This is a genomic window from Paenibacillus sp. 05T425 (genome assembly GCF_056396205.1).
On sequence record NZ_JBFTLA010000013.1, the window covers coordinates 36374 to 61184 of the forward strand.

Below are 24811 nucleotides of genomic sequence, written 5' to 3' on the forward strand. Positions count from 1 at the left end.
GAAATATAGGCCCAGTATAAGAGTGTTAATGTTATACTTACCTATATTTTTAAAAATCACAATTACGGTAAAATTATACACAACAACGAAAGGGTTGAAAACATAATGTTTCCAAAATATTTTGTAATAGGTGCGATTAACGCAGCGCTTTCCATCGCATTAGGCGCGTTCGGCGCGCACGGTCTTGAAGATAAAGTGAGTGAGCACCTCATAGAAGTATTCGAAACAGGGGCGCGATACCATATGTACGGAGCGCTAGGTTTAATGCTGATTTCATTGCTGGCCAAAATTATTGACGGCGGCAAACTGCTGCTGAATGGCGCAAGATTCATTTTCGCCGGCATTATTTTGTTCAGCGGAAGCCTGTACGTCATGACGCTTACGGATATTAGCAAGCTCGGTATGATCACGCCGCTCGGCGGGGTAGCGATGCTAATTGGGTGGGTATGCGTTATCATTTCCGCAATAAAATTTGGACGAAAATAATGAAATAAATATAGCGATTCGACAAGAATCGCCGTTATCCAACATTAATCCGGTTGTCATTAGTAAATATTTCTATACCGCAGCGACTTCATCGTTTATAATAAAGCTAACACTCACTTGACTCGAACAAGAGGAAGGAAGTTGGTGCGTGACGAGACGGATGGATAATAGAACTAATAGACGAACCCGCCGATCGTTAGGTGAGCCGCTTAGCGGCCCTTGGACGATAAGTATCGTATTAACTTTACTCGCTGCGGTCTGGATCGTCGTTTCCTTTATATTAATTAATCCGATGTATCGATGGTCTGCTTCAGCTATCGCTGCGTCATTATTAGTTACCGCAATTATTATCTATATACGTCGAAGACAATCATTCAGCTTCAATAATTATCATACAGCAATCGTGGAGACGCTGCTTCGTTCCGAGGCAATTCCGCTTGCTGTCCTGGATCGAAGCGGAACGGTTATAGAGATGAACGAAGCGTCGAGCAGTACGCTTGGCTATTCTCGCAACGAATTGCTTGGCGAGCCGCTTGAGCGCCTTGTAGAACCAGCCAGCCGGCAGGTGCTTCAGGAAACGTTCCAGCAGGCGCTCCTTGGAGAGGCGAAGCAGACGAACATTAATATTACGCATCGTTCTGGATTCCCGCTTGAGCTGCAGATCGTGTGCACGCCTATGATAAGGGATGAAGAAGTGATCGGAACGGTTATGATCATTCATGATCTAAGCGATCGGAAGCGGAATGTCGAGCGAATACGATATATGGCCTATTATGATGATATGACGGGCTTGCCGAATCGGACGCTGTTCCAGATGAAGCTGACGGAGAGCATAAGCCGTGCAGTCGAGGAAGAGCGAATCGTTGGCATCTGTTATTTGGACTTGGATCGGTTCAAGCTTGTGAATGCTTCGTTCGGCCGAGAGTTTGGCGATATACTGCTCATGCAGGTTGCCGAGAGACTTAACCGCGGCATGTCAGAATCCGATTTCGCTGGCCGTATGGAAGGCGATGAATTCGCGCTTCTGTTCCATAACGTTAATTCCGAGCAGCATCTTCTAGAGCTGTCGCGCGATGTGCTTAAATCCATTGAGGAGCCGTACGAGCTCAGAGGATTCCCGTTACATATTACGGCAAGCATCGGTTCCGTGACGAACCGCAATGTCGAAGATGATGCTTATACGCTAATTAAGAAAGCGGATATGGCTCTCGTAAGAGTGAAGGAAAGCGGTAAAAATGATTGCTTGCTTTACTCCGAGACTTGGAGCAATTCTTCATTCGAGCGATTGACGCTTCAACATGAGATGTACCGAGCGATTCAGCGCAGCGAATTTATTCTTCATTATCAGCCGCAGTATGATCTCGTATCCGGAACCATGGTCGGCGTTGAGGCGCTTGTCCGTTGGAAGCACCCCGTCAAAGGAATGATTCCGCCAGGCAGCTTCATTCCTCTAGCGGAGGAAAGCGGCATGATCGTCCAGATCGGAGATTGGGTACTTGAGGAAGCATGTCGACAAAACAAAGCATGGCAAGACGCAGGTTTAACGCCAATACCGGTATCCGTCAATCTATCCATAAGACAATTCGTTCAGAACGATCTGGCAAGCAAGGTAGCCGCTGTGCTTAAGAAGACGGGACTGGATTCCAAGTATTTGGATCTCGAGATTACAGAATCGATGACGATGGATGTCAGCCATGTATCGCGCTGTCTGCTTGATTTGACCGAGATGGGCGTCGGCATTAGCGTAGACGACTTCGGAACAGGGTATAGCTCCTTCCATTACTTAAAGAACTTCCCGATCGATCGGCTTAAGATCGACCGTTCCTTTGTAAGAGACATTCAGCAGGATCCGAGCGACGCCGAGATCGTTGCAGCTATCATTGCGATGGCGCATAACTTGAACATCCAAGTAATTGCAGAAGGCGTTGAGACAGAGGCGCAGATGGAATTCCTTCGCAAACATAATTGCGACGAGATGCAAGGCTACTTCTGGAGTCCGCCGGTATCCAGTGACAATATTGAGCAGATGCTGGCCGCCAGCTAGAACGCTCTGAAGACAAAACCCCGTACAAGGGCTGCAGGTGCAGCGCGCTTTGTACGGGGTTTTGTTTTTTCTTTCGGACAATTATTAAGCTTGCTCCTTATAATCTTCAATCTCATTTAATCGGAACGTATAGACTTGCTTCTCATCGACATGGTAGACAGTAATTAAGTTCTCGCTCTCGTTCATGTTGAGTATTCGGCAAGGAATGTTAAGCGTGATGCCAAGTCCTTTGTTGACGACGAGTCGGATGAGGGAGTTGTTCTTAATGATTTGTTTAATACGCTCAAGCCCGTAATTAACGCTTTCAGAATTAGTTATCGGAGGCATGCTCTTCGGCTTCTCCTGGAGTGGGAGCTGAACCGGAATCGACTGCTGCGTTGTCGAAGCTGCTTTGCGTTCCTCTAGCAGTTGCCCGAGCTGAATGCCGGATTGGACCTTATAGTCGAGGAACTCCCCATTATTGAGTTGACGCAACAGCTGTTCGAGCGCTTCGCCGTTCGTCGTTCCCTCTACAAGCACTTCGATTTGGAAAATGAAGGATGATTTATCAGTGGATGTAAGTGGTTTTTTCATAAACCCTCCGTACGAAAATGATATCTCTAATATACCACCAAATCGATCGTTCATGTAGTCATAAAATGAGCATTTATCGGGTGGCTCTCGCCTGCGGGATGCATATAATGTGGATGCAGACTTATGCCTCTAAAGACGTGGATGAAGGGGGTGGATCCAGTATGATGCGAATGATTCCATTTACGCTCGAAAATGGCGAAACCGTGCTTGGCGTTGAAGTTAATTTGCCCAAAACAAACCTGCTCGCAATAACGACGGATAAAGGATATATCATGTGCGGCGCGCTTGATGTCGCGTTATTGAACGAACGATTGAAAACCCGAGAAATCATTGCAGGCCGCGCTGTCGGCGTTCGAACATTGGAAGAGCTGATGGAAGCGCCGCTCGAATCTGTAACGTTCACGGCCGAGAAGCTCGGGATCGTTGCCGGTATGAAAGGATCGGATGCACTCCGTCTTATGCTGTAATTAAACTTATTTGGCCTTATTGATGAAGAAAACCCCGGCACGCCCGTACCCATCGAAGGGGGAAGCGAACCGGGGTGTCTGTTCTCTCGCTTATTCGAACAGTTTGCGCAGATTGTCACCGTATGGAGCCTGAATGATACCCTTTTCGGTAATAATCGCAGTTACATATTCATTAGGCGTAACGTCGAAGGCTGGATTGTAAACTTTGACCCCTTTCGGAGCCGTGCGTTTACCGAAGCCTTCTGTAATTTCCTCGGCGTTGCGTTCTTCGATTGGAATCTCAGCGCCGGTAGGCGTGTTCAGATCAATCGTCGACAACGGGCAAGCGACATAGAACGGAATGCTATGCGCCTTCGCCAGTACTGCAACGCTGTATGTGCCGATTTTGTTGGCTACGTCGCCGTTGGCAGCTACGCGGTCTGTACCGACGATGACGGCGTCGACCCAGCCCTTGGCCATGATCATGCCGGCCATATTATCGCAGATAAGCGTTACATCAACGCCCGCTTGCTGAAGTTCGAACGCGGTAAGGCGTGCGCCCTGCAGAACGGGGCGAGTCTCGTCGGCGAACACGCGAAGCGTAATGCCTTTCTCAAGAGCTAAATAGAATGGAGCAAGCGCCGTACCGTATTTGGCAGTTGCAAGTCCGCCCGCGTTGCAGTGCGTCAGTACGCCCATGTCGTCCTTGAACAAAGAGAGTGCATGCTCGCCGATCATTCGGTTCGTCTCCTCGTCTTCACTCTGAATCGCGATGGCTTCTGACAACAGCGCTTCCTTGCATGCATCAAGCGAAAGCTCTTGACCGGCGAATGCTGCGGCAGCAACTTTCATGCGATCAAGCGCCCAGAATAGATTGACTGCTGTCGGACGGGAAGTTGCAAGGTATTCAGCTTCCTTATTAACGGCAGCGAGCCAAGTCTGAACGGAGTCCGCATCACGGCTGCCGAGCACTACGCCGTAAGCAGCGCTTATGCCGATAGCTGGCGCACCGCGTACTTTAAGGTGACGGATCGCTTCCCATACGTCCTCTGATGTTGTAAGCGGCAGATACACGATTTCTTCAGGCAACAGACGTTGATCAAGCAAATCAAGCCGATCCTCTGTCCATAAAACGGATTGCAAAGCTGTATTTGTAGTCATGCTGTTAATTCCTCTCTGCTTCTTTCATTTGTTTGCGGCAGTTAGCGCGGCATCAATAGCTTGTTCGATCGATTGCGTCTGACGGTTGCCGCGAATTAGCGTTGTGCCGATTGCCAGCGCAAGGCGCTGCGCCTTCTCGCGTGTAGCATCATTCGGTATACGGTCAATATCGGCTACATGCGCAAGACCTACGATACGGCGCACCATCTTGGAGCCAGCGAAGCCGACGGCGTCCTGAAGGAGCCGGTTCATATAATAATCTTGATAGCCTGCTGCGAAATTTGCAAGTCTGTCGACGCCATTCTCATTCCACAAGGCACGGAACTTCGACTCGAACTGATTCCAAATATCGATGATGGAGGTAATTAAATATTGGCGGTAGTCCGCACGTTCAGCTTCATCGGACAACCAATGTTCTTGTCCGGCATAGTTGAGCAGCAGATTCGCGATGACAGCGCCGACATCGAAGCCGACTGGACCATAATAAGCGAATTCCGGATCGATGACCTTCGTTGATTCAGGAGTTACGAATATACTGCCTGTATGCAGATCGCCGTGCAGCAGCGCTTGCGCGTTGGTCAGGAACTTCTCGCGCAGGATCGCGACTTCCAGGTGAAGCTCGCTATCCTTCGTCAGCCCTTCTGCGGCGTCGGCAATGGCAGGATCAAAACTGTTGTTGGACGATACGGTATAAGGATCGTCGAATATGAGGTCTTCCGTTATTTTGCACAAATCCGGATTAATAAACGACTTCACCTGATTTTTCTTATCTTGTTGGTTCATACCGAGATCCGATGTGAAAAATAAGGTGCGAGCCATGAACGTCGAAATATCGTCAGCGAACTTCGGATATCGCGTACCGTTTATTAATCCTTGACGCATAATAACATGATCGCTTAGATCTTCCATGATTGTAAGTGCGAGATCAGAATCGTATTTATACACGGTCGGCACGAGTCCTGGAGCAAGCTTCGCCTCAAGAATAAGCTTCTCGCTCTCGATGCGCGCTCTGTCCAGCGTGAGCGGCCATGATTCGCCTACGACCTTTGCATACGGCAACGCTTGCTTCATAATGAGGCTTTTGCCGCTGACGCTATCGGTAATGTGAAAGACAAGATTCAAGTTGCCGTCGCCAATCTCGCGGCAGCTAAGTTCTGCTTCCTGTGGAAAAAAGCCTTCAATCGAACGGGATATCTGAATCGCTTCTTGTTCATTTAAAGGGTGATATGCAGACATGGCTGTCCACCTCCGAATATAGGTTTATAAGGTCAAGCATAAATGCCAAGTAATCATCTCCACATAGTATATAGGATATTATTTCGCCATGGAATACCTACCTTTGATATAATAGTGTCAAATCTAGAGCAGACAGGTGGATGATGGATAATGACAGAGAGCAATGAGCTGCAGCCGGTCGCCCTCAAGGAATGGGCCGTATCGGTGAAGGCATTGGCCGAGGGAGAGCAAATCATCGTGATGCGCAAAGGCGGAATCGTGGAAGAAACTCGCGACTTTCAGCTGATCAGCCCAAGCTTCTACTTAATGCCCGCATACGAGCATCAGAAGAAGCATTTGCTGAAGCCAGGGTACGAAGAGCAGTTGGACGAGACCTTGAAGGACTGGACTCCGGAGATGGAGACGATTACTCTTGAAGCTTACGCAGAAGTTGCGGAGGACATCGAGATAACGGATCAAGAAACGTTGAATAAGCTGCGTGATTTTCACATATGGACGGACGGCTTTGCCGAAGAACGGCTGAAGTGGAAGAAGACGAAACCGCTGCATCTTCTGATTATGCGCGTCTACAAGCTGGATGAGCCGATTAAACTACCGATGCAGCCTGCTTATAATGGGTGCAAATCTTGGGTAAAACTGGAGGGGAACGCCGAGTCCCGTCCTGCCTCGATGAAACCGGTCGTAGACGATGACAAGTTCCAGTCGGAATTGGAGCAAATAAGGGCCGCTTTAGCATAGGTTCGACAAAAAAATATGCGAAGTCACGCTCGAAGGCTAACTTACGTTGATTTATAACTAAAATTATATTAAAATGATTATTGAGAATCAGTGAGAATCACTCTATAATAGACAGGCTTGTCTTTTTACAGTAGTGACTACACAATTGTAACGGCTGTCGCCGTCCTTAAGCGGCATAGGCTTTCGTTTCGCGGTGAAATGTAGGAGTAAGTTTAAGAGTCAAACTTATGCTTTCCTATATTTTCAAATAAACCAACCTTGGAGGGGTAAAGATATTATGGCAACGCATTTTGTCATCGACGGCTTGAAAGCTGAGATCGAAGGAAAAGAAATTTTGAAAGGCATTAACCTTGAGATCAAAGGTGGAGAAATCCACGCGATCATGGGTCCTAACGGAACAGGTAAAAGTACATTGGCGTCCGCTCTTATGGGACATCCTAAATATGAAGTAACTGGCGGCTCTGCTACGCTTGACGGCGAAGATCTGCTTGAAATGGGCGTTGACGAGCGCGCTCTTGCGGGCTTGTTCCTCGCTATGCAATACCCTAGCGAAATTCCAGGCGTTACGAATTCCGATTTCTTGCGCAGCGCGCTTAACGCACGTCTTGGCGAAGGAAACGAAATTTCGCTCATTAAGTTCATTCGCAAAATGGAAGGCAAAATGAAAGAACTCGAAATGAATCCCGAGTTCGCTCACCGTTACTTGAACGAAGGTTTCTCCGGCGGCGAGAAAAAACGTAACGAAATTTTGCAAATGATGCTGCTTGATCCGAAGATCGTCGTACTTGACGAAATTGACTCCGGTCTTGATATCGATGCTCTTCGCATCGTTTCGAACGGCGTGAACGCAATGCGTTCCGAAGATCGCGGTTTCTTGATCATCACTCACTATCAGCGCCTGCTTAACTACATCAAACCTGATTTCGTTCACGTTATGATGCAAGGCCGCATCGTTAAATCCGGCGGTCCTGAGCTTGCTGAGCGTTTGGAGAACGAAGGTTATGATTGGGTTAAAGAAGAACTTGGCATCGTTGACGAAACTGTAGGCCAGGCTTAAGCGGAGAAGGGGGCAAAACGGATGAGTACAGAACTATCTACGGGAGCCACTCGTCAGTCTGCTGAAGCGCTGGCAAGCAGCAAAGGCGAGCCGAACTGGCTCGTGGCATTGCGCGGCGAAGCGGCTGAATTGGCTGGAACACTTGGCTGGCCGAAACCAGAGAAGGTGCGCATTGAGCGCTGGAACCTGACAGCGGTAGGCAACTATGAGCAGCCATCACCGGCGGCTTCGATCGGCGAATTGCCGACAGTCGTACGCGAATTGATTGCAGAAGGCACGGAGAACTTGCTCGTACAACGCAATTCCGGCGTCGTATGGAAGCAATTCTCGCAAGAGCTTGCTAGCAAAGGCGTTATTTTCACAGATCTCGAGACGGCATGCAAAGAGCATGGCGAGCTCGTTCAACAATATCTGTTCCAAGCAGTAGCGAAGAACGAAGACAAATTGACTGCATTGCATGCAGCACTATGGAACGGCGGCGTATTCGTATACGTGCCTAAGAATGTAGAGGTGGAAATTCCTCTGCAAGCGATTCTGTTCAACGACAATGCAGCTGCTACATTTGCACCGCATATTCTGATCGTTGCAGACACGCATAGCCGTGTAACTTATGTCGATTCCGTAGTATCTGAACCAGGTGCGGCATCCGCGCCGTTCATGCATCCTTCGGTTGTCGAAGTATTCGTTAAAGCAGGGGCGCATGTTCGTTTCGGCTCCATTCATCATATGGGCGAGACGGGCGTGGATATGTCTATCCGCCGTGCCGTAATCGAAAATGACGGCCGGATGGAATGGATTATCGGCGACCTGAACGACGGCAACACCGTATCGGATACGAAGTCGGTGCTGAAAGGCAAAGGCTCAACATCCGACGCGAAAGTAATCAGCGTAGGAACCGGCGCTCAGCAAATGAGCTTGACGACACAAGCCGTTCATTTCGGCAAAAGCTCGGACAGCGACATGGTAACGCGCGCGGTTATGAAAGATTCCGCTTCGGCGATCATCAACGGCATTACGAAGATTGAGCACGGCGCAACGAAAGCAAACGGCGTTCAAACCKAGAAAGTTCTCATGTTGAGCCCGAAAGCGCGCGGCGACGCGAATCCGATCCTGCTCATCGATGAAGACGATGTTACAGCTGGTCACGCAGCAAGCGTAGGGCAAGTTAACCCAGAGATGGTCTATTATCTGATGTCTCGCGGTATATCTAAGCAGGACGCTGAACGATTAATTATTTACGGTTTCTTGGCTCCGGTCGTATCGGAAATTCCGGTCGAGGCGGTACGCGAGCAGCTTCAGCGTTTGCTCGAAAGGAAGCTAGAGGGATGAATATAAATGCGATTCGGGAGCAGTTCCCGATATTGCATCAAGAGGTAAACGGGCATCCGCTCGTTTACCTGGATAGCGCGGCGTCTTCCCAGAAGCCGCGTTCCGTCATTGATGCGGTTAAACGATATTACGAGCTGGATAACGCGAACGTTCATCGCGGCGTGCATACGCTCGGTTCGAGAGCAACCGACGCTTATGAGGGAGCGCGCGAGAAGGTGGCGGCATTGCTAAATGCCGGCGCTGCGGAACAAATTATTTTCACGCGGGGTACGACGACGGCACTTAATTTGGTTGCTTCAAGCTATGCCCGTTCCGTCTGCGGCGAAGGCGACGAAATCGTCATTACGCCAATGGAGCATCACAGCAACTTGATTCCGTGGCAGCAAGCAGCGAAAGCTACAGGCGCGACGCTCAAGTATATTCCGCTTCAGCCTGACGGCACGATCTCGCTGGAGGATGCCGAGAAGACGATTACGCCTAACACAAAAGTCGTATCCGTCACGTACGTATCGAACGTGCTTGGCGTAGTGAATCCGATTAAGGAACTGGCTCAGATTGCGCATCGCAACGGCGCGATCATGGTCGTTGACGGCGCACAAAGCACGCCGCATAAGAAAGTGGACGTACAGGATTTGGACGTTGATTTCTATGCGTTCTCCGGCCACAAAATGTGCGGACCTACGGGCATCGGCGCTCTGTACGGCAAGAAGAAGCTGCTTGAAAGCATGGAGCCGATCGAGTACGGCGGCGAGATGATTGACTTCGTAGATCTGTACGAATCGACGTGGAAGGATATTCCTTACCGCTTCGAGGGCGGCACACCGATTATTGCCGGTGCAGTCGGACTTGGCGCAGCAATCGACTTCCTGAATGAAATCGGAATGGACAATATCGATAAACATGAGAAGCATCTTGCTGCTTATGCTTACGAGAAGCTGTCCAGGATGGAAGGCATTGAGCTGTACGGGCCTAAGACAAACCGAGTCGGTCTAGTCACCTTCAACCTTGAAGATGTTCACCCGCATGATGTCGCTACGGTACTTGATTCCAAAGGGATTGCGGTACGCGCTGGCCATCATTGCTGCCAGCCGCTTATGCGCTGGCTGAATGTTTCGGCAACGGCTAGAGCAAGCTTCTATATATACAATACCGAAGAGGATGTTGACCGCTTAGCCGAAGCATTAATCCAAACAAAGGAGTTCTTCGGTCATGCAATTGGATGATTTGTATCGCAGAGTCATAATGGATCATTATAAAAATCCACGCAACCGCGGAACAATGAACGATGAGGCGGTTACGATCAACCTAAATAACCCAACCTGCGGCGACCGAATTTCGTTGCAGCTGCAAGTAGAGAACGGTAAAGTCGTTGATGCTAAGTATACGGGCGAGGGCTGTTCGATCAGCATGAGCTCCGCATCGATGATGACGGAAGCCGTTAAGGGCAAGTCGTTCGACGAAGCGCTTAACATGGCGGAACGTTTCTCCGGTCTCATGAAGGGCCAAGAGGTCGAGTTCGAAGAGCTTGAGGATATTGAGGCGTTGTCGGGTGTCAATAAATTCCCGGCACGGATCAAGTGTGCAACACTTGCTTGGAACGCGCTGCGCAAAGGGATCGAGAACGAGCAGCATTAAGGATACAAAATCCCGAAATGAAAGAGGAGAGTGAATACGATGGCAAAATCAATGCCGGAAATGGAAGAGTATAAGTATGGCTTCCGTGATGAGCATAAAGCAGTTTTCCAATCGGGTAAAGGCTTGACGCCGGAAATCGTACGTACGATTTCGGAGATGAAGAACGAACCGGAATGGATGCTTGAATTCCGCTTGAAGTCGCTGGAGCAATTCAATAAGATGCCAATGCCTAAATGGGGCGGCAACATGGACGATCTGGACTTCGAAGACATTCAATACTACGTTAAGCCTTCGGAGAAACAAGGCAAGACGTGGGAAGAGGTTCCTTCGGAAATTAAGGAAACGTTCGACAAGCTTGGTATTCCTGAAGCGGAACAGAAGTTCCTTGCAGGCGTATCGGCTCAATACGAGTCCGAGGTTGTCTACCACAGCATGCAAGAGGATCTTGAGAAGCAAGGCGTTATCTTCACGGATACAGATACGGCGCTTCGCGAGCATTCTGAGCTGTTGAGAGAATATTTCGGTACGATCATTCCTCCGAACGATAACAAGTTCGCGGCGCTTAACAGTGCGGTATGGTCGGGCGGCAGCTTTATCTACGTTCCGAAAGGCGTGAAGTGTGAAATTCCTCTTCAAGCATATTTCCGGATTAACTCCGAAAATATGGGCCAATTCGAGCGTACGCTTATTATTGCCGACGAAGACAGCTCCGTTCACTACGTAGAAGGCTGTACAGCACCTGTGTACAGCACGAACTCGCTGCATAGCGCAGTTGTTGAGATTCTTTGCAAGAAGAACGCTCGCGTTCGTTACACGACGATCCAAAACTGGGCGCCGAACATCTACAACCTTGTAACGAAACGTGCAGTAGCGGACGAGAACGCAACGATGGAATGGGTAGACGGCAACATCGGCTCCAAGCTGACGATGAAATACCCGGCAGTCGTATTGCGCGGCCGCGGCGCGAAAGGCATGGTATTGTCGATCGCCGTTGCAGGCAAAGGCCAGCATCAGGATGCAGGCGCTAAGATGACTCACCTGGCACCTGACACAAGCTCGACGATTATTTCCAAGTCGATAAGTAAACACGGCGGTAAAGTAACGTACCGCGGTCTTGCATCGTTCGGACGCAACTCCGACGGAGCGAAAGCGAACATCAAGTGCGATACGCTTATCCTTGATAACGAATCCACTTCCGATACGATTCCATACAATGAGATCTTCAACGACAACATCACGCTTGAGCATGAAGCAACGGTGTCGAAGGTGTCCGAGGATCAATTGTTCTACTTGATGAGCCGCGGTCTTAGCGAAGCGGAAGCTACGCAAATGATCGTTATGGGCTTCATCGAGCCATTCACGAAAGAACTGCCGATGGAATACGCGGTAGAGATGAACCGTCTCATTAAGTTCGAGATGGAAGGTTCGATCGGTTAATAAGACTATACCCATGAACCGTCCCCTCTTCAGGAGGGGACGGTTTTTTTGCGATATTTTCGTTTTAATTAACTATAATTAACTTTTCCATTTGTTTGCTCCGGGCATAAACGTATACTTGAAAGAAAAACCGAATCGGAGTGATACCTTGTTCCAAGTATACGAGCTTAAGGAAAAGGCGGAACGGTTTGAAGAAGCCGTCCACCTATTTTGGAGCCAGTGGGGAAGCAATGAAAATTTTCATTTTTATTACGACTGTATGCTTCATTCAATGACAACTGACAGCCAGCTGCCGCGATTTTATATTGCTTTGGAGAACGATTCAATCATCGGCACTTATGCGTTGTTGAGAAATGATTTAATTAGCCGCCAAGATCTATTTCCATGGCTAGCCTGTTTGTATGTCGTTCCGGAATACAGAGGGGAGAATAGGGGGGCCAAATTGCTAGAGCACGCCCTTCACGAAACGAGAAGGAAGGGACATGACTACCTATATCTTTGTACCGATTTGGAAGGCTATTACGAAAAATACGGCTGGTACCGCCTATCTGACGGTTTCATATTTAATGGTGTGAAAAAGAAAATTTACGCGGCTTCGACTGCAATGAATGTAAACTCGCTTGAAAGTATTGTAATCCAGTCTATTAAAGAGTCTCCAGAACATCGAGACGCGTTCATCAATTATATATCTGAAGCTTGGCCCGGCGTAAAGGATATCGCGATAAACCAATTGGAACAAAGCTTAGCAACGGCAAATGGTTTACCGTTGACGTTATTAATGTTCCGGAACGAGCGGATTATCGGCTTTTATCAATTGAATGAACAGGAATATCTAGTCAGAAAAGATTTGTCACCTTGGATTGGACCGCTATTCATTGACAAAAGCGAGCGAGGACAGGCATTAGGAGCGCTGCTGCTGCAACATGGAAGAAAAACGGCAGGACAGCTCGGCTATGAAAAGGTGTACTTAACTACGGATCATATTGGATATTATGAGAAGTATGGTTTCCGTGAAATCGGAATTAGCCAGTTCGAGTGGGGGCGTCCAAGCAAAATATATGAGCATCATAGTATAATGTGACAAAGCAAAGCGCAGCTCGAATGCCGATTGGCATCCTAGCTGCGCTTATTGATTTTTATGCTCTTACAGGTACACTTGTTTAATCTCATAGCCGCGTTCGACGGTTAGATCGATGAAGCGCTCGTCGATGCGGATAAGAGGCTGGAAGAACTCGGTCGGGTGGGTCATCACAATGACGCCAATCTCTCCGGTTACCAGCTCAACCTTCTTGCCGATAAAGTTCGGAATCATATGTTTGATAAAGATGTGTGTCGTGAAAGCGTCCAGTTCTGCGAAGCTCATGTTGTACAGCTCCTTGAGGACGTCGAACAAATCACGTCTTTGCTGGTACACTCGCTCTGAAATCATCGCGCTATATATATCGACGACAGAAATGATTTTTGCAACGGGATGAATTTCTTCACCTTTTAAGCCATGCGGATATCCGCTGCCATCGACACGCTCATGGTGCTGAAGAGCGCTGACGGCGAGATAAGGTTCGTCGAACGACTTACTAATAATTTCATGACCATATAGCGTATGTTTCTTTACTTCGTCGAACTCGTCTTTCGTGAGCTTGGAAGGTTTGTTTAGGATGTCTAAATCGATCCGGCATTTGCCGATATCATGGAGGAATCCGGCTTTGCCGATCTGAAGGGATTCTTTATTGTCATATCCGACCCAAGTGGCAAGATAGTACGATAACATGCCGACTTGTACGGAATGTTGATATGTATAATCATCGCTCGTATTTAGAAGCAACAGCATCGATACGACGTCGCGCTCAAGTTGCAGGTTGCTTAGAAGCGGCTGAAGCGTAGCGGTAACTTCATCATGGTCTACTTCTCCGTCGTTAAGCGCTTTCGAAAAAAGGGTTTCGAATTTACTTACAGCGGTTTTGTATATAGGCTCGACAGTGGGCAGCCATTTCGGACTAGTAGTAGATTCAATCGTTCTAGAGGTCTGAGTTTGAGTTGCTGGTTTATCGTTAATGTCAACATAATCAATCTGATGCTGAATAAGCCTAGCAATGTCATAGCGTTGCAGCGTCGTCCCCTTGGAAAGAACATGGAGCCCAAAATTGTTGAAAGTATCCCGGCTTAGTACGTCTCCCTCATTCAAATCTATGACTTGAACCCTCATTAAGACACCTCTGATTAGTATATTGTTTGTACGAATATACCTACAATAGTAGCAATGATTCGATAGAATGGCAATATGAGGAACTTGTAAATAAGACTAAACTCCTAGTAATTCAGCATAAACCGACTTTGCCTTCAACAACTCATCGGTGCCTTGAACAAGCGCTCTGCCATCGCTAAATAGCACAAAAGTCAGTCCTTCTGGCAGTTCAACTCGCAGGAGGTATCGATTATAGGTCGTACGGCCTGCCGGAGCGAGCCTAAGTTTAAGTTGCTCCAAGTCCAAGTTTGCCGGTTTACCTGGCGTTATCTGAACGGTATGACGTCCGCATAGCGTTGCGGCGGCGGTTTCTGCTCCGTTCTCCTCTAAGAAAGGGTAGTGATGCTGACCGCATGTTGGACATTCGTTTTTTCGAGCGCCAGCTAGGCCTACAGGCATCCAAGCATGATTCCATAGATCGACTTGAAATAATGTGCGGTGAAGCGCCTGTTCGTTGCCTGATAACAACTTTATTGCTTCGCTCGCTTGGACAGAAGCGATAATATCGATAATCGGGGACAGAACGCCAGCTGTCTCACAGGTGTCCGTCATGCCAGGTGCAGGCGGCTCCGGAAATAAGCAGCGATAACAAGGGGAGTCGCCAGGCATAATCGTCATAGTCATGCCGGAAGCGCCTACAGCACCTCCATAGATCCATGGAATGTTATGTTTTACGCTTATGTCATTAAGTAAGTAGCGAATGCTGAAGTTATCGGTTCCGTCAATAATGAGCTGCATATTAGAGAGCAGTTGCTCTGCATTGAGCGGTGTGACATCGGCCACAATAGGTTCAATGACAATAGAGCTGTTAATCTCGCGCAGATGAACGGCGGCGGCCTCTACCTTCGGTAGAAGCTGCTGAACGTCTCTTTCCGTATAAAGCATCTGGCGCTGCAGATTGCTCCATTCGACGATGTCACGATCGATAATACGCACATGTCCAACGCCAGAGCGAACGAGGTGGGAGGCGATGACGCAGCCAAGCGCTCCCATCCCGACGATGGCAACACGGCTCTCGTTGATCGAATGTTGTCCTGAAGCGCCGATTGGCGCATATCGTATTTGTCTAGCATATCGGCTAGTTGTCTGGGAAGCAGAAGCAGCCCGATCACGGTTAGCATCATTTATAGCAGCGTTCATATCGTTCATGCGGGCATATACTCCTTCTAATAATCCGTTAAAGGCACGGTTGGATTCCAAGGGCCAAGCTGGTGGCCTTTCCACTCGGAGCCGTCCTCCCATATTTCTTTTTTCCATATCGGTACAATTTGTTTCAGCCGTTCAATCGCATATCGGCTGGCGTCATAGCAGTCTCCTCGATGAGGTGCGGATACCGCGATAACGACACTTGTCTCGGCAAGGCCGACTACGCCGATCCGATGACTGATCGCGCATAGTGCTCCCGGCCAGCGCTGCGCAATCTCATCGCCAATCTGCTTCATTGTTGCTACAGCCATCGGTGCATAGGCCTCGTACTCTAACCTAACCGTCCGCTGTCCTTGTGTCCATTCACGTGTCGTGCCGACAAAAGCCAGGCTGGCGCCATGCGCGGGGACAATAACTTTGGCTATCACATCGCCCTCGCTTATCGGATCAGATGTTATGACGTATAGCTCTTGGTTGGTTGCTGTTATGCTTGCAGGCTCTTCTCCGCCCGATACAGGAGGGAGAAGGGCAAGCTCGTCCGACGCGTGCATGGTCGAATGATCTGCGGCATATGAATGGTTGCAAGCGAGGAATGAAATTGAAATTAGATTGGCATGTTCAGGATATGCAGCGGCAAGCAGTTGCTTCAGTTCAGCGGCAGTAACCGCTTCTGCATCATGCTGAACCTTTATGGAAGAGACGCCGAAACGCTCTGGTAATCCTGCGAATAATTGTATGGTCCACGTATATGTCATGTCACAAAACCTCTCATGGTATAGGTTGAAGTTGTTTATAGAATATCATAATTCACGAAAAAATGTTATGCTGATACATAGATAGATAAGCGGATGCTTACGACGTGTGTTTGCTTCGCAAACACTAAGCGAATGCTTACGAGGTGTGTTTGTTACACAATCACTAAGCGAATGCTTACGAAGTGTGTTTGTTGCACAAACACTGGAGGAGTGGGAGAGATATGCCTGAATTAATAGACCGCTTTGGACGCGTACATGATTATTTGCGCATATCCGTTACGGATCGCTGTAATTTGCGCTGCTTATATTGCATGCCCGAGGAAGGCGTCGAGTTTACGGAATCCTCAAACCTGCTTTCTTATGACGATATAGTTGAGGTTGCCCGTTCCGGCGCCTCGCTTGGTATATCCAAATTACGCATTACTGGCGGAGAGCCATTAGTGCGACCTGGCCTTGACGGCTTAGTTAAGCGTCTTGCCGAAATTCCCGGCATTCGCGATATAGCTTTGACGACGAACGGCATCTTTTTGGCGAAGCAAGCAGAGGCGCTTAAGAAGGCCGGTCTGAACCGCGTCAACATTAGCCTCGATACTCTCGATCATACGAGGTTCAAGTTTATCGCTAGGCGCGGTGAGCTCAAGCGGGTTATGGAAGGAATTGAAGCGGCAGGCGCGGTGGGCTTCGACCCCATTAAGCTGAATTGTGTGCTGCTCAAGGATATCAATGAAGACGAAATCGCAGATTTCTTGAAGCTTGCCTTCGAACAGCCGCTTCATGTCAGATTCATTGAATATATGCCAATCGGTCATGCCGACGAGAATTGGAAAAAGATGTACTTGCCGCTATCTCGCGTATTGGAGATTGCCTCTTCCGAAGGCTACGACATTAAGCGCAAGGAGAATATAAAGGGGAACGGACCTTCCGACGATTGGCAAATCGAAGGAGGCAAGGGGTCATTCGGTCTTATTCATCCAATCAGCGACCACTTCTGCAAGAGCTGCAACAGGCTCAGATTAACGGCAGACGGCTCTATTAAACCATGTCTGTACTGGGTAGATGAATTGAACGTGAAGACGGCTCTTGGCAATCCTGAAGCGATGCAGGAGCTTCTCCTGCGGGCGATGGACGTTAAGCCGGAAAATCACGAGATGGCAGCTAAGCTGGCAGACGGGGCGCAATCGCATGTTCCAACAGAACGGCGTATGTCGCAAATTGGAGGATAATAATCGATTATGCGTGTAATAAATATATATCATTCCCATTATGGACATTCGGTAACTGAAGCTACCCAGATGGCCGAGATCGCCGGGAAACACTTCGACATAGGTCAGCGAGTGCCTGAGGTGAGCGGTAAAGCGTTCGATCTGTTGACGTGGTACATGAACTGGCTCGCGCTGCGTGAAGATCGAGAAGCAAATCCCGTTCTGCCCTCTATCCTGAAGGTCGAAGCTGTCGATACATTCGAGGCAACGATCCCATGGAATCAACTTACCCAAGCTGCCGTTCTATTCGAGAAGGACGGCGAGCCGCTCGGGCAGAACGGTCCGATTCGTCTCTATGTACCTGACGGCAGCAGCAAATGCTTGAATGTCAAAAGCATCGTCACTATACGTATTGAATGCGAAGCAAGCGGCGCTGCAGAAGCAGAGCAAGAGGCGAGTTACGGTTTCAAGCATACATTTAGCAGGGATGATATGTTCAAAAAATAAGGCAGATCTTCATGGCGCTGAAGCGGAGTAATGAGGAGGCGTGCATCGACATTGAATAACAACATACAGACCCAAGTTGTGCTTCTGCATAGCAACGATGTACATAGCCGACTGGAGAACGCAGCTAAGATAGCGGGTTACATTGCCGAGGAGCGCCGTAAATACGGCAGCGATTCCGTACTCGTTATAGATTGCGGCGATCATATCGATCGGATGCGAGTCGAGACAGAAGGTAGCGACGGACTCGTTAACGTGGCTTTATTGAACTTGGCAGGTTATGAAGCTGTCACGCTTGGCAATAACGAGGGACTTACGTATTCCATACAAGTACTTGAGAGCTTGTATCGCGATCATGCGGGATTTCCTGTTATTTGCGCCAATATGAAACAGACAGCGACAGGAGAGCTTCCCGAATGGCTGCTGCCGCATGCCATAATCGAGAAGAATGGTCTGTCTATTGGACTTATTGGCGTTACGACAGCATACACCGATTTTTATTCCTTGCTTGGCTGGGAGGCTGCAGATCCGATAGAGACTGTGCGTAAGCAGGCAGCTTTATTAAGGGAACAGGTGCAAGTTGTTGTTGTGATGTCCCATCTTGGAATTAGGTACGATGAGAAGATGGCGGAGAGCATTGACGGTATCGATCTCATAATAGGGGCGCACACGCATCATCTATTGGAAGAGCCTCTCGAAATCTGCGGAACGACGATTTGCGCCGCAGGCAAGTTCGGCGAGTATGTCGGCCGAGTGGAGATTAGCATGGATGAGTTGTCGCATCGGCCTGTTTTTCGCGCAAGCGTCATACCGACAGCCGCATTCGAGGAGCAGCAAGAAGCCGCAGAGCTGATAAGCACGTATCTGGAGTCTGGGCGGCAGAGACTAAGCGAAGTCGTATCCGTGCTTAACGAACCGCTGCCAGCATTTACGAATCGAGAGTCTCCGTTATGTAATTTGCTTGCTTCTGGACTGCGCCGCTGGACGGATGCCGACATTGGTATTGTGAACACAGGGCAGCTGCTGGGAGGTCTTGCGCAAGGTGAAGTGACAGCGGGAGAGCTGCATGCCTTATGCCCATCACCAATCAATCCTTGCAGAATCAGTATAGAAGGCAAATATATACGGGAAGCGCTGGAGCAGTCGCTGCTCCCCGAGTATATCGAGAAGCCGATCAAGGGCTACGGCTTTCGCGGACATGTGCTTGGGAATATCGCCGTTGACGGCATGCGAATTGAATATGACAGCAATTGCCCGGATTACATGAAGCTGCAATCGGTGATGGTGAATGGAGAACCGTTGGACGATCAGCGGGTCTATCGTGTAGGAACGATCGATATGTTCACCTTCAAGGCTGGCTACGAATCGCTTGCGAACGGGCACTCTATCGATTATTATTTGCCTGAATTTATTCGCGACGTGATCGCCCAACAACTGCAAAACAGCGCAAATATTGCGGATTGCCGTAGAACCCGTTGGCATAATGTGGCGACGGATCCGAGGTCAACGCGGTTATAATCGGTCGCTGTCGAAAAATATAGAAGAAAATGGTTGCGAAATCCCCGTTTTTCCCGTACATTAACATTACGAACGGCTTTTTCCGATGATAGTATTGAGGAGACCATTTGGGGGAAGGATCGAGAAAATGCGTTTGGTGCCGATTACAAAATGCGAGCCGGGGATGAAGCTTGCCAAAAAAATATTTTCACAAGAAGGCATGGTGCTTCTCGGCGAGAATATAGAGCTAACCCAAAGACTAATAACCCGCCTGGCGCAGTGCGGGATACAGTACGTATACATATCCGATGCAAGAACGGATGACATTGTGCTGCCGTCATTAATTAGTGAAGATACGATTCGTGTCGCTTTGAAGGACATAAAGTCGAATTTTCGCGAGATGATGGATCGCCCAAAGAAGAAAAAAGGGGTAACATACCCCTATATTGCACAGCCCTTTAAGCAAATGATGAATATGATTATAGACGATCTTTCCGGGCATCAGGATGCGATGATTATGCTTATGGATATGGGGTCGGTCGACCATTATCTATTCCAGCATTCTCTTAATGTGTGCGTCTATACCACGCTGCTCGGCATGTCGCACGGATATTCGCGCGAAGAGCTGATGACGCTTGGCATGGGCGCGCTTCTGCATGACATTGGAAAGACGCAAATATCGATCGATGTTCTGAAGAAGCCGGGCTCTCTGACGGAAGAGGAATTCCAGGCTATGAAGCAGCATGCGCGAATAGGTTATGAGCTGCTGAAGGACGAGCCAAACTTACCGCTTCTTGTGGCACATTGCGCCTTCCAGCATCATGAACGGTTAGACGGAAGCGGTTATCCGCGAGGCATTAAGGGCGATGAAATCCATGATTATGCGAAGTGGATTGGACTCGTCGATTCCTATGACGCGATGACGACGAACCGGATTTACCGAGCTCCAATGCTGCCGCATCACGCGATCGAGCGCCTGTATGCAGGCTCAGGAACTTTATATGAGCAGAAGATGCTCCAGCTGTTCCGAGACAAGGTAGCCATCTATCCGATAGGCATTACCGTTAAGCTGCAGTCAGGGGAATCAGGGGTCGTCGTAGATCTTAACTCGTCCTATCCGCACCGGCCAATCGTTCGCGTGCTGAACAACGAGGCAGGAGAGCAGCTGGCCGTTCCGTACGAAATCGATTTGTCGAAGCAATTGACGGTTATGATCACACATGTGAATGATGACCCGATGGACAAGCTTGTGTCAGGGATCTAGCATCCGAGATCATATAGAAACGCAGGAGTCTGATAAGACGTCTTGCGTCATAACAGGCCAGCCAGAATACTCTGGCTGGCCTGTTATGCTTGATAGGATCGAGTATAGGGGATTGGGAGCTTAATGCTGCAAGCGGACTGCGGCATCTTCATAGTCGTTTACGCTTAAGCTTGCTTCCTGAGGAATCGGACATTACAATGAAATAATAAGCATATCGAAGCTTGTATTCTGTTATATGTTAATATGAAGATATAAAATCCAGTCAATTAAGTCAGGTGCTGATATAGATGAATACTGTTCAATTGCAACAAACAACGACTAGCATAAGCCAGGTGAACGCCCCGTTAGCTGTTTTGCCTCCCTTGTCCCCGGTCAATGATCCGTGGGATCCGATCCGTTCCTTACGCCAGCATGGCCGCCATCGATTGACGAGCGTTGAGATGACGGTATCGAATTTATGCAATATGCGCTGCGAGCATTGCGCCGTTGGCGATACGCTTGTTATGGCGGAGCCGCATAAGCTGCCGCTTAAGCAGATGCTGGAGAGGCTCGATGAGGTCGAGCATCTCGAGACCATAAGCATTACTGGCGGCGAGCCTTCCTTCTCCGATCGTACGGTTCGCGATTATATGGTGCCGCTGCTTCAATATGCGCGCAGCCGCGGCATACGGTCCCAAATCAATTCCAATGTTACTTTGCCTTATAGCAGATATGAGCAGCTTGCGCCGTATTTGGACGTTATGCACATTTCCTTCAACTATACCAATGCAGACGACTTTCACCAGATCGGCTTCGCCAAGGCGGGTCATGCTGTATCAAGGGAAGCTGCAGTGAAGCTGTACGATCGTATGATTGACAATGCGCGTCGTCTAAGCGAGACGGGCGTGCTCGTATCCGCGGAGTCGATGATTAATTATCGTACCTTCGATAAGATCGATGAAATTCATAGACTAATCGTTGAAATGGGCTGCAAGCGCCACGAGGTTCATCCGATGTATCCAAGCGCGTTCGCGAAGGATCTGCCTGTCATTACAAGAGAGCAGATGCGCCAATCGATCGAGCTGCTGCTTAGCAAGCGTGATCCATCGATATGGATGCTGTTTGGCACTTTGCCCTTCTACCAATGCAGCGATAACCAAGAAGAACGAAAGCTGCTTGCGAGACTGGCATCTGAGCCGAATGTTACGGTTAGGAACGATCCTGACGGACGCAACCGGTTGAATGTCAATCTATTCACGGGCGACGTATTCGTAACGGACTTCTCCGACGTTCCAGCCTTCGGCAACATAGCTTCGTCCAAGCTGGATGACTTGTTCGATCGCTGGCTCGATCATTCGCTTGCGCGCAGCGTCGATTGCCATTGTCCAGCAGCCGGCTGCTGTGGTCCGAATCTGCTCGTCAAGGATATGTATTATAAGGATACAGACTTTCATACGAAGACGGCTTTGTTCGATTAAGGGACAATTTTTATATATTCCGATCGATATTGTAAAGCTAAAAGCTGAAACCCGCTCGTATACTATCCGTATAGAAGTTCAGACATCGGAGAGGAGGTAACATATGTCCATAAAAACGCTCGTGTTTATAGCAGTAGGTCTATTGCTGCTGTATCTGTTATTTACAGTAGGCGCACCTTTTCTTCTCGCGCTAATCGTAGCGATCTTCCTAGAGCCGCTTAATCAATTGTTTATGACGAAGTTCCGGATGAATAGGCTTGTTTCGGCCACAATATCCAGCACCATCTTCACAGTTGGATTGATCGGGCTGATCGCGCTTCTAGGCGTTAAGATTGTAGCCGAGATTATCGCTTTTTTCAAAAAAGTGCCCAACTATTTCGAGGATGCGAACGGCATCGTACAGGATCTGATGGATCAAGCAGACTCGCTCTATCAGCATTTGTCTCCTGACGCCGTATCGCAGGTCGAAAGCTGGCTGAAGGGGCTGACGGACAATTTGACKAGCATGGTCGGCTCCTTGTCCAACACTGTCATTTCGTTTGCGTCCAGCATTCCGGGCATGTTCATCTTTTTCATCGTCTTTTTGGTGGCGGTATACATGTTCAGCTTCAGCCTCAATACGATGAAGGCTTCCGTCTTGTCGTTGTTCGAGGAGAAGTCGAGACAACAAGTCGATGACGTATTAGGCAATTTGCGCAAGTCGATATTCGGCTTTTTACGCTCGCAGATTATATTGAGCGCCATGACTTATGTCATATCGTTGATCGGATTGCTTATTCTTGGCATCAAATATCCGCTTGCAATCGCGCTCCTGATTATCGTAGTTGATATTTTGCCGATTCTCGGCACGGGCTCGGTTCTTGTCCCTTGGGGTACATACTTGGCGGTAACCGGCGATCTTTATACGGGGATTGGTCTGTTCGTCCTGTTCCTAGTCATTACTGTATTCCGCCGTATTGTAGAGCCGAAAATACTTGGCGATGCGGTCGGCATCGGTTCGTTGTCGGCGCTCATTAGCTTGTATGTGGGCTTTAAGCTCGTTGGTGTAATCGGTGTATTCTTAGGCCCGCTCGTTATCATCATCTATATGGCGGCGCGTAAGGCTGGCTTATTCCAAACGAAGCTAAAGCTTTGATTTCGGATAAGCAGAGAAAATACCTTCTTGAGTTAGGTCACATGTATAGGTCATCGATTCGTCCAAAGGCGTATAATACTGCATCATGCGTATGAGCAGGAGGCAGACGAACCCAATGGCATCGATGAAAGTAGCGATCGTTACACCCGGATCTTACTCAATTCCTTCACCTATGAGCAGCTCCGTCGAGCGAGTCATAGAGAAGTTTGCTCCGCTGCTGCAGCCTCGCGCGGAACCGCGAATATATGGCAAGCTGTCCAAGAAGCTCCCCCGCAAGGGTGAGCTTCTTGGCGTTGTGTACGAGCGTTACTCTAAAAAAAGCACAACTCGTTATCTTCAATCGATTGGCAAGGCAATTAAACGATTMAATCCAGATGTCATCGATGTAGAGAATCGACCTAAATATGTGCTCTCTATGAGACGTTCAAACCCGAGAAAGAGAGTCTGGCTTTATTTGCATTCCTCTACGTTTATAAGTCCAAGGCATATTACGCCTCGAACGCTGCGTCACTGCCTGCGCGCTGCAGACCGAATCATCGTCAACAGCGATTATTTGCGGATTGTCGTCGCAAGCAAAGTGCCGGACATAGCAGCCAAGCTGCGAGTTATTTATCCCGGCGTCGATACGTCTCGTTTCTTATCTCAGTATTCGCCCGAAGGAATGGTCCGCCGAGAAGCGCTGCGCCAGAGAGAAGGGGTCGCTCACAGAAGCGTTGTACTCTTTATGGGCAGGCTTATTCCGCTTAAGGGAGTTCACCATCTGCTCAGAATCGTCCCCCAGCTTGCACGGAGCAACCCTGAGGTGCTGGTCGTTATCGTCGGCAGTCCGTTCTACGGCTCTCACCGCAAGACGAGGTACGCGCTTGAGCTAGAAAGACTTGGACGGCTATGCCCCCAGCATGTTCGGTTCGTCCCTTACGTCCCCTACACGGAGGTGGCGGATTGGAATCTGCTTGCGGATATCGCAGTCGTCCCGTCCGTCGAGCGTGAAGCTTTTGGACTCGTGAATGTCGAGGCAATGTCATGCGGAGTACCCGTTGTGGCAACCAATGTAGGCGGCATGAGGGAAATTATTGAGCATGGCAGCACGGGCTTTTTGGTCGACCCTGCACGGGGTGAGGCAGAGCTGCTCGAGATGCTGCAATTGCTGCTAAGCAACCATGAGCTTCGCCGGGACTACGGCATGCGAAGCCGGGAGCGTGTAGAACAGATGTTCACCTGGCAGCATACGGCTGACAGGTGGCTGCAGCTTCTTGAGACGGAGGGACAAATGCGCTAACGAATAACGAGAAAAGGCTCGACCAATTCTTCCATTGAAAAAAACGATCATTTCTGATATATTGAAAACGAGAATCGTTATCACTATATCGGATTTGTCGTTTTTTTTTGCCGAAAATATGGTTTATACCATTTGTTAACGATTATAATGATCATCGTTATGTTGTCGGCAGTACAAAAGTTTACATA

Annotated in this window: 23 protein-coding genes; 17 read left to right on the forward strand and 6 right to left on the reverse strand. The window is 48.8% G+C overall.

The features are described from left to right. Positions 1 to 105: 105 nt before the first annotated feature. Both AC1DF0_RS25400 and AC1DF0_RS25405 read left to right on the forward strand, forming a co-directional pair. Positions 106 to 486: a DUF423 domain-containing protein gene (locus tag AC1DF0_RS25400; protein ID WP_477575977.1), complete on the forward strand. Its 381-nt coding sequence runs from the start codon at positions 106 to 108 to the stop codon at positions 484 to 486. A gap of 160 nt (positions 487 to 646) precedes the next feature. After that, positions 647 to 2530 (forward strand): putative bifunctional diguanylate cyclase/phosphodiesterase, encoded by a 1884-nt coding sequence (locus AC1DF0_RS25405; protein WP_477575979.1) that lies wholly within the window; start codon positions 647 to 649, stop codon positions 2528 to 2530. Between the two features lie 84 nt (positions 2531 to 2614). Here the strand turns inward: AC1DF0_RS25405 and AC1DF0_RS25410 are convergent, their stop codons facing one another. Continuing rightward, on the reverse strand, positions 2615 to 3103 hold the full coding sequence (locus AC1DF0_RS25410; RefSeq protein ID WP_477575981.1) for a hypothetical protein: 489 nt from the start codon (positions 3101 to 3103) through the stop codon (positions 2615 to 2617). A 161-nt stretch (positions 3104 to 3264) separates the two neighbouring features. Between AC1DF0_RS25410 and AC1DF0_RS25415 the strand changes: the two genes are divergently transcribed. Then, positions 3265 to 3570 (forward strand): YunC family protein, encoded by a 306-nt coding sequence (locus AC1DF0_RS25415; RefSeq protein ID WP_337098967.1) that lies wholly within the window; start codon positions 3265 to 3267, stop codon positions 3568 to 3570. Between the two features lie 90 nt (positions 3571 to 3660). Here AC1DF0_RS25415 and mtnA read toward each other — a convergent pair whose 3' ends face one another. Continuing rightward, positions 3661 to 4710, reverse strand: a complete 1050-nt coding sequence (gene mtnA, locus AC1DF0_RS25420; protein WP_477575984.1) for an S-methyl-5-thioribose-1-phosphate isomerase — start codon at positions 4708 to 4710, stop codon at positions 3661 to 3663. Positions 4711 to 4734: 24 nt separating this feature from the next. Further along, entirely contained in the window at positions 4735 to 5946 is a 1212-nt protein-coding gene (mtnK, locus tag AC1DF0_RS25425; RefSeq protein ID WP_477575986.1) for an S-methyl-5-thioribose kinase, read from the reverse strand. Between the two features lie 150 nt (positions 5947 to 6096). Between mtnK and AC1DF0_RS25430 the strand changes: the two genes are divergently transcribed. The 7 genes from AC1DF0_RS25430 to AC1DF0_RS25460 all read left to right on the forward strand — a co-directional run bounded on the left by AC1DF0_RS25430 (position 6097) and on the right by AC1DF0_RS25460 (position 13223). Then, positions 6097 to 6684 carry a DUF1802 family protein gene (locus AC1DF0_RS25430; RefSeq protein ID WP_477575988.1) on the forward strand — a complete coding sequence of 196 codons (588 nt, stop codon included), beginning with the start codon at positions 6097 to 6099 and terminating at the stop codon, positions 6682 to 6684. A 277-nt stretch (positions 6685 to 6961) separates the two neighbouring features. Next, a complete protein-coding gene (gene sufC / locus AC1DF0_RS25435) occupies positions 6962 to 7741 on the forward strand; it encodes a Fe-S cluster assembly ATPase SufC (RefSeq protein ID WP_307205760.1) in 780 nt (259 codons plus the stop codon). A 21-nt stretch (positions 7742 to 7762) separates the two neighbouring features. Continuing rightward, positions 7763 to 9070, forward strand: a complete 1308-nt coding sequence (sufD, locus tag AC1DF0_RS25440) for a Fe-S cluster assembly protein SufD (RefSeq protein WP_477575991.1) — start codon at positions 7763 to 7765, stop codon at positions 9068 to 9070. Next, the gene (locus AC1DF0_RS25445) at positions 9067 to 10293 is read left to right on the forward strand and encodes a SufS family cysteine desulfurase (protein ID WP_475820963.1); all 1227 of its coding nucleotides are present in this window, start codon (positions 9067 to 9069) and stop codon (positions 10291 to 10293) included. The genes sufD and AC1DF0_RS25445 overlap by 4 nt, the downstream gene beginning before the upstream one ends. Continuing rightward, positions 10280 to 10705, forward strand: a complete 426-nt coding sequence (gene sufU, locus AC1DF0_RS25450; RefSeq protein WP_442050631.1) for a Fe-S cluster assembly sulfur transfer protein SufU — start codon at positions 10280 to 10282, stop codon at positions 10703 to 10705. Before AC1DF0_RS25445 ends, sufU begins: the two co-directional genes overlap by 14 nt. Before the next feature lie 39 nt (positions 10706 to 10744). Further along, positions 10745 to 12142 (forward strand): Fe-S cluster assembly protein SufB, encoded by a 1398-nt coding sequence (gene sufB / locus AC1DF0_RS25455; RefSeq protein WP_442050632.1) that lies wholly within the window; start codon positions 10745 to 10747, stop codon positions 12140 to 12142. A gap of 148 nt (positions 12143 to 12290) precedes the next feature. Further along, positions 12291 to 13223 carry a GNAT family N-acetyltransferase gene (locus tag AC1DF0_RS25460; RefSeq protein ID WP_477575994.1) on the forward strand — a complete coding sequence of 311 codons (933 nt, stop codon included), beginning with the start codon at positions 12291 to 12293 and terminating at the stop codon, positions 13221 to 13223. Positions 13224 to 13286: 63 nt separating this feature from the next. Here AC1DF0_RS25460 and AC1DF0_RS25465 read toward each other — a convergent pair whose 3' ends face one another. From AC1DF0_RS25465 to AC1DF0_RS25475, 3 genes are all read right to left on the reverse strand, one after another. Beyond that, positions 13287 to 14345, reverse strand: a complete 1059-nt coding sequence (locus AC1DF0_RS25465) for an HD-GYP domain-containing protein (protein WP_477575996.1) — start codon at positions 14343 to 14345, stop codon at positions 13287 to 13289. Positions 14346 to 14441: 96 nt separating this feature from the next. Continuing rightward, positions 14442 to 15524, reverse strand: a complete 1083-nt coding sequence (locus AC1DF0_RS25470; RefSeq protein ID WP_442050655.1) for a ThiF family adenylyltransferase — start codon at positions 15522 to 15524, stop codon at positions 14442 to 14444. A gap of 26 nt (positions 15525 to 15550) precedes the next feature. After that, positions 15551 to 16285 (reverse strand): molybdenum cofactor biosynthesis protein, encoded by a 735-nt coding sequence (locus AC1DF0_RS25475; RefSeq protein ID WP_442050635.1) that lies wholly within the window; start codon positions 16283 to 16285, stop codon positions 15551 to 15553. A gap of 221 nt (positions 16286 to 16506) precedes the next feature. Here AC1DF0_RS25475 and moaA point away from each other — a divergent pair, with 221 nt between their 5' ends. The 7 genes from moaA (at position 16507) to AC1DF0_RS25510 (ending at position 24623) form a co-directional block, all read left to right on the forward strand. Further along, positions 16507 to 17508 (forward strand): GTP 3',8-cyclase MoaA, encoded by a 1002-nt coding sequence (moaA, locus tag AC1DF0_RS25480; protein ID WP_477575999.1) that lies wholly within the window; start codon positions 16507 to 16509, stop codon positions 17506 to 17508. A 9-nt stretch (positions 17509 to 17517) separates the two neighbouring features. After that, the gene (locus AC1DF0_RS25485; RefSeq protein WP_442050637.1) at positions 17518 to 17994 is read left to right on the forward strand and encodes a hypothetical protein; all 477 of its coding nucleotides are present in this window, start codon (positions 17518 to 17520) and stop codon (positions 17992 to 17994) included. A 51-nt stretch (positions 17995 to 18045) separates the two neighbouring features. Next, a complete protein-coding gene (locus AC1DF0_RS25490; protein ID WP_477576001.1) occupies positions 18046 to 19509 on the forward strand; it encodes a bifunctional metallophosphatase/5'-nucleotidase in 1464 nt (487 codons plus the stop codon). A gap of 127 nt (positions 19510 to 19636) precedes the next feature. Further along, entirely contained in the window at positions 19637 to 20752 is a 1116-nt protein-coding gene (locus AC1DF0_RS25495; RefSeq protein ID WP_477576003.1) for an HD-GYP domain-containing protein, read from the forward strand. 287 nt (positions 20753 to 21039) lie between these two features. Then, a complete protein-coding gene (yfkAB, locus tag AC1DF0_RS25500) occupies positions 21040 to 22209 on the forward strand; it encodes a radical SAM/CxCxxxxC motif protein YfkAB (RefSeq protein ID WP_477576005.1) in 1170 nt (389 codons plus the stop codon). A 103-nt stretch (positions 22210 to 22312) separates the two neighbouring features. Continuing rightward, positions 22313 to 23344 (forward strand): sporulation integral membrane protein YtvI, encoded by a 1032-nt coding sequence (ytvI, locus tag AC1DF0_RS25505; RefSeq protein ID WP_477576007.1) that lies wholly within the window; start codon positions 22313 to 22315, stop codon positions 23342 to 23344. A gap of 115 nt (positions 23345 to 23459) precedes the next feature. Further along, positions 23460 to 24623 carry a glycosyltransferase family 4 protein gene (locus AC1DF0_RS25510; RefSeq protein WP_477576009.1) on the forward strand — a complete coding sequence of 388 codons (1164 nt, stop codon included), beginning with the start codon at positions 23460 to 23462 and terminating at the stop codon, positions 24621 to 24623. Positions 24624 to 24811: the final 188 nt, after the last annotated feature.